Genomic DNA, 5,548 nt, shown 5'->3' with positions numbered 1-5,548 from the left:
GACGACGCTGGCGGTGGGCGCCTACGAGGACGTGCCCGATGTGCCGCGCCGCACGCTGGTGCTCGGCGGGGCGCGGTCCGGGAAGTCGGTGGAGGCCGAGCGGCGGCTGGAGGGGTTCCCGGACGTGCTGTACGTGGCGACCGGCGGGATGCGCAGCGGCGACGGGGAGTGGGCCGCGCGGGTCACCGCCCACCGTGAGCGGCGTCCCGGCTCCTGGCACACGGTCGAGACCTGCGACCTCGTCCCGTTGCTCAAGGACGACGACGGGCCGCCGCTGCTCGTCGACTGTCTCTCGCTGTGGCTGACGGACGCGATGGACTCGGTGGGGGCGTGGGACGACGCGGAGTGGGCCGACGGCGGGGAGCGCGCGCTCCGGGCGCGTGTCACCGAGCTGACCGGCGCCGTACGGCACGCGCGCCGCACGGTGGTCGCGGTCTCCAACGAGGTCGGCTCCGGAATCGTCCCCGCCACCGCCTCCGGACGCCGCTACCGCGATGAACTCGGACGGCTCAACGCGGCCTTCGCGGCGGAATGCGAGCACGTGTTGCTGGTGGTGGCGGGTCAGGCCTTGTCCCTACGGGGTTGAGGCACCGGCTGCGTGAGGGCCGAGGGGGGCGGCCGGTGGTGTGGTGCGGCGCGCGAGGATGCGGTGGGCGCGGGGCGGGAGAGGGGTGCAGGGGCGGGTGGTGAGGACCTCGTAGCCCAGGGACCGCAGTTCGGTGAGCAGGTTGCGCAGGGGCATGAGGTGGAGGGGGCGGGGGCGGTCGTGCGGCTTCCAGTAGCGGCGGTCCGCCCTGGGCAGCGTGCCGAACGGGCGGGCCGGGTCCGGGACTTCGAGGAGGAGGTGGCCGCCGGGGCGCAGGACGGTGTGGGCGGCGCGGAGTTCCTCGCGGGGGTCGGCGGTGTGTTCGAGGTGGTGGAACATGCTGACCACGTCGTAGCGGGCGCGCAGCCGTGCGGTGATCTCCGGGTCGGTGAGCAGGCCCTGGTACGCCTCCTCCACGCGCCCGGCCTCCCAGGCCTGTTCGACGCGCCGGGTCGGGTCGAGGCCGTCGAAGGAGGTGTACGGGTGGATCGCGCGCGCGGTCTCCGGGAAGTGGCCGTACCCGGTGCCGACGTCCAGCCAGCTCTCCGGTTCGGGGTACGGGAGCAGCGCGCGGGCGGCGCCCCGGTGGTGCCTGCGGCGCCGTCGCCCGGCGAGGTTCGCGCGGACGTCGTCCTCGACGGGGTGCCGGTGGTACCGGAGCAGCAGCCCGTCCGCCGTCGGCCGGGGGTTCTGGAAGGCGTGGGCGCAGTCCCGGCACTCGTCCACCACGAACGTGCCCGGCGTGCGCCGCCTCCCCTCCGGCGCACGCACCCGCGTGCGCAACTGCCGTGAACCGCACCAGGGGCAGTCGTCCCGGCGCGGTTCGTGGAAGGGGTCGGCTCCCGTGGCGGGTCGGCCGGGCTCCGGCCGCGGGGTGGGGGGCATGGCGGCTCCTGGGAACGACGGGATCGCGTACGCGACAGGGACGACGACGCACGGACATTCGCTCCGAAAAGGTACGTACGTGAGCGTGGTCCCGGGTGCAATGACATGGCGGTGGCGCGGTGGGACGTTCGTACGTCGCGGGGTCACGGTGTGGCGCGGTCGTGTTCGATCGCTGCCGGTACTGTTCGGCGAATGAGCTCGCTTAATCTCGACGACTTCACCGATCTGATCGAGCGCCCCGACGGTGGGGTGCGCCGCGACGCCGAGGCGCGGCGGGAGCGGCAGATCGTGCCGCCCGGGGCGCTGGGCCGCCTCGACGAACTGGGTGAGTGGCTGGCGGCGGCGCAGTCGGCCGTGCCGGTGCGGCCGATCGGCCGGGCCCGGGTGGTGCTGTTCGCGGGCGACCACGGGATCGCCGAACTCGGCGTCTCCGCGCGGGCCGCGGGCACCGCGGACCGGCTGGTGCGGGCCGTCCTCGACGGCAGCAGCCCGGTGGCGGTGCTCGCCCGGCAGCTCGACGTACCCGTACGCGTGGTGGACCTCGGGCTCGACTGCGACCCGGACGCGCTGCCCGCCGAGGTCGTACGGCACCGGGTGCGGCGAGGGTCCGGGCGTATCGACGTCGAGGACGCGCTGACGGCCGAGGAGGCGGAGGCCGCGTTCCGGGTGGGTGTCGCCCTCGCGGACGAGGAGGCGGACTCCGGAACCGACCTCGTCGTCCTCGGCGATGTGAGCGTCGGCGGGACCACGGCGGCGGCCGTCCTCGTCGCCGGGCTGTGCGGGACCGACGCGTCCGTCGTCACCGGGCGGGGCGGGCGGGCGATCGACGATCTGGCGTGGATGCGCAAGTGCGCGGCCGTACGGGACGCCCTGCGGCGGGCCCGGCCGGTGCTCGGCGACCAGTTGCAGTTGCTCGCGACCGTGGGCGGGGCGGATCTCGCGGCCATGACCGGGTTCCTGTTGCAGAGCGCGGTGCGGAAGATGCCGGTGATTCTGGACGGTGTGGTGTCCGCGGCGTGTGCGCTGGTCGCCCAGCGGGTCGCCTTCCGGGCGCCGGACTGGTGGCTGGCCGGGCAGAGCAGCGGGGAGCCGGCCCAGGCCAAGGCGCTGGACCGGATGGCCATCGAGCCGCTGCTCGACCATGGCGTGAAGGTCGGCGAGGGGGCGGGGGCGCTGCTGGCGCTGCCGCTGGTGCGGGCCGCGGCGTCGCTGGCGGCGGAGCTTCCGGAGCGGGAGCCGTCGGAGGCGGAGCCGGCGAAGCCGGAAGAGGCCGAGGAGAAGAACCTCGCCGAGGAGTACGACGCGACCTAGTGCCGCGGGCCTCGTGTACGGCCGGTTCGGCACCGTCGGGCCCGCCGTACACGGTTGCGCGCCGCCGCGGCGGGAAAAAGGGCGCCTGACGCATCGGCGGGGCGGGGCCCTGAGCGGGCGGCACGGTCCGGACACGCCGGAACCCGGCGACGAGACGATCGTCGACACTGCCGAGTTCACGCTCGACGGACGGGCCATGCGGACGGTCCGACACGTCTACGACCCGGTCCGACAGGTCTACGACCGGGTCGAGCGGGCCGGGTGCACCGTCCGCGTCCGGCGGCACGCGGACATCCCGGGCGCGGAGATGACGTACCCCCTCCAGCGCGCCGACGACCGGCGGGACGAGGCCGCCGAGCGCGGGTTCACCATGGCCTCGGGCGGCTCGGCGGTCCGGGTGACGGACAGTGCCGTGATGCGGAGTGCGCGGACGGGGCGGGCGAGTTGCGGGCGTCGCTGTCCTTCGTCCCCTTAGGGCCGCGCGGGCTCTCGCCCGGCCTCGTGCGGCGGGACCGCGATGCCGAGAACGGGCTGATGGAGTTCATGGTCATCGAACTGTCGTCATCGCACTGTCGTCATCGAACTCCTCCGGCGGGCCGGAGAGATCAGGATCACGCAGGTCTCGCTCAACTTCGCGGTGTTCCGGTCGGTCTTCGAACGTGGCGGGCGCCTCGGCGCCGGGCCGGTACTGCGGCTGCGGCTGCGGAGGTCACTCCTCGGCTTCTTCTCGCGCTGGTGACAGATCGAGTCGCTGTACCGCGCCGACGTCAGGTACCGGCCCGTCCGGGAGCCACGGTTCCTGCTCTTCGGGAAGAGCGCGGACCTGCCGCGCATCGCCGTCGCCTCGGCCCGCGCGGAGGGTTCCCGGAGGCGCCGGGACCGCCCGAGTGACTGCACCGCAGGCACCTGGAATCGCGCAGACGAGGTCGCACGGATGAGGGGGACACGGATGAGGTCACGCGGATGAGGTCATTCGGATGAACAGGGTCGTCCGCCGGGCCCGCGCCGAATGGGGGCCGCTGCACGCGACCGTGCGCCCGGCCCTCACGCACCGGCGCCTGCGGGCGATCCCCATGACCCTCGCCGCCGTCTGTCTCGCGACCGTCGTCCACATCGTGCACCACCAGTCCTGGGGCTACCGCTTCGTCGAGAACATCGGTGCCGTGCGGGCCGAGGACCCGCTCGGGCTCGCGCTGCTGCGCACGCCGCTCTCCCTCTTCGTACCGGCGCTGGATCTGCCCGTGTGGGGCGCGCTGGCACAGATCCTGATCGTGTTCGGGATCGCGGAGATCTGTCTGGGCCGGTGGCGGACGCTGGCGATCGCGTACGTCGCCACGCTGGCCGGCACGCTGTACGCGCGTGTGGGCATCGCGCTCGGTCCGGACGTCTTCTTCGTGGGGCTGCCGGCCTCGGACGCGGGGGTCGTGGACACCGGGCCGTCGGCGGCCGTCGTGGGGCTCGCCGTGTTCGTGGGGTGGCGTCACCGGGCTCACGTCACCGCGGGCGCGGTCGTCGTGGCGATGGTCGTCGAGGTGCTGGTGAAGGAGAACCTCGCGGGCAAGGAGCATCTGGCGGCGATCGCGGCGGTGCTGGTGATGTGCGGGGTCGTGACCGTGCGTCAGCGGCGCTCCGGCGGGTCGGCCGGTTCTGACGGGCCGGTGGCCGTGCGTCAGCGACGTTCCGACGGTTCCGAGGGTTCCGACGGTTTCGATGGGCCGGTGGAACCGGGCGGGCCGGCGGGGAGCGCGGGGCGGGTGGCCGGTTCCAGTTCCGGTGCCGCGTCCGGGGTGCCGCCGATCCAGTCCTGAAGGCGGCGGCTGGGGCCCGTCCAGCGGCGGTCGTGGCGGTAGGCGCGCTTCCAGGACCGGGCGCGGGCACGCGGGCGGCGGCGGTAGAAGCGGCGGGCCCAGGCGGAGGTGGGGAGGGCCAGGCGGACGGCGCCGATGACGGCGATGAACGGGATGACCACGCCGAAGATCGCCGTGCGGGTCTTGCCCTTGGCGAGGGCGATCAGGGCGATGAGGAAGTTCGTCCCCATGCTGAGCATGACGGCGCCCCGGCCCTGGGCCTCCTCGTCGTCGAGGTCGTTGACGCCGAAGGGGAGGAAGCCGACCAGCATCAGGCCCACCAGGGCGGCCGTCAGCACGACCACCTCGACGCTCTGGCGGCCCTCCTCGCTCCAGTACACGTCGTCGAGGTGCAGGATCAGCGCGAACTCGTCCAGCACCAGGCCCACGCCCATGCCGAACAGCACGGCGGAGATCAGCGCGCCGAAGCCGTGCCCGTCGCCCGCCACCGAGCCGAAGCCGCCGACGACGGTGAGGACGACGCCGGGGACGACATGGTGGATGTGTACGCCGCCGCTGCCGCTGATGTTGCGGAAAGGTCCCTTGCCCGCGCGGATCAAACGGGTGATGACCCGCGTGATCAAGAACGTCAGTACGAACGCGAGGAGCGCGAGAAGCAGCGGCAGTTTGCCCGGCTCGATGATGTTCCGCTCCCACCAGTGACCCATATGCGAACTTTATCCACCACCGCTCCTGGGCGCCGCCGAACCCGTCGGCCCCGCCGGGTAGCCTGCGCCGGTGTCCACGACCCCCGAGCCCCCGGGCGACGAGCCCATGACCCCGGTGTCCGCGCCCGCGCTCTCCGACGGCCCGCGTTTCGCCTTCGGCACCCTGACCGTGCTGCCGGTGAGCGTCCACCGCTGGGACCGGGAGGCCGCGCGCGCCGGAATGCTGTGCGCGCCCGCCGCCGGGCTGGTCG

General features: G+C 73.8%; 4 protein-coding genes and 2 pseudogenes. 4 read left to right on the top strand and 2 right to left on the bottom strand.

Going from position 1 to position 5,548, the window contains the following annotated elements; genetic code table 11:
* On the top strand, nucleotides 1-586 hold a 586-nt coding region (locus AWZ10_RS20005; protein WP_167365970.1), incomplete at its 5' end, for a bifunctional adenosylcobinamide kinase/adenosylcobinamide-phosphate guanylyltransferase.
* On the opposite strand, the gene AWZ10_RS20000 is transcribed toward AWZ10_RS20005, so the two are convergent.
* Nucleotides 575-1,471 carry a class I SAM-dependent methyltransferase gene (locus AWZ10_RS20000; protein ID WP_060891729.1) on the bottom strand — a complete coding sequence of 299 codons (897 nt, stop codon included), beginning with the start codon at nucleotides 1,469-1,471 and terminating at the stop codon, nucleotides 575-577. The genes AWZ10_RS20005 and AWZ10_RS20000 overlap by 12 nt on opposite strands.
* A gap of 192 nt (nucleotides 1,472-1,663) precedes the next feature.
* Between AWZ10_RS20000 and cobT the strand changes: the two genes are divergently transcribed.
* Together cobT and AWZ10_RS47865 are read left to right on the top strand one after the other, a co-directional pair.
* Nucleotides 1,664-2,782: a nicotinate-nucleotide--dimethylbenzimidazole phosphoribosyltransferase gene (cobT, locus tag AWZ10_RS19995; RefSeq protein ID WP_060891728.1), complete on the top strand. Its 1,119-nt coding sequence runs from the start codon at nucleotides 1,664-1,666 to the stop codon at nucleotides 2,780-2,782.
* A 103-nt stretch (nucleotides 2,783-2,885) separates the two neighbouring features.
* Nucleotides 2,886-3,673: pseudogene (locus tag AWZ10_RS47865) on the top strand (phosphatidylglycerol lysyltransferase domain-containing protein); the annotation flags it as partial.
* 778 nt (nucleotides 3,674-4,451) lie between these two features.
* On the opposite strand, the gene AWZ10_RS19980 reads toward AWZ10_RS47865, so the two are convergent.
* Entirely contained in the window at nucleotides 4,452-5,297 is an 846-nt protein-coding gene (locus tag AWZ10_RS19980) for a hypothetical protein (protein WP_046707879.1), read from the bottom strand.
* Between the two features lie 106 nt (nucleotides 5,298-5,403).
* Between AWZ10_RS19980 and AWZ10_RS47860 the strand changes: the two are divergent.
* Nucleotides 5,404-5,548, top strand: a pseudogene (locus AWZ10_RS47860) (adenosylcobinamide-GDP ribazoletransferase); the annotation flags it as partial.

The organism is Streptomyces europaeiscabiei, from assembly GCF_001550375.1.
In the GTDB taxonomy this organism is placed as follows: domain Bacteria; phylum Actinomycetota; class Actinomycetes; order Streptomycetales; family Streptomycetaceae; genus Streptomyces; species Streptomyces europaeiscabiei.
The sequence above is the reverse complement of the archived record's forward strand: the minus strand, read 5'-3'. Positions and strand labels throughout refer to the sequence as shown.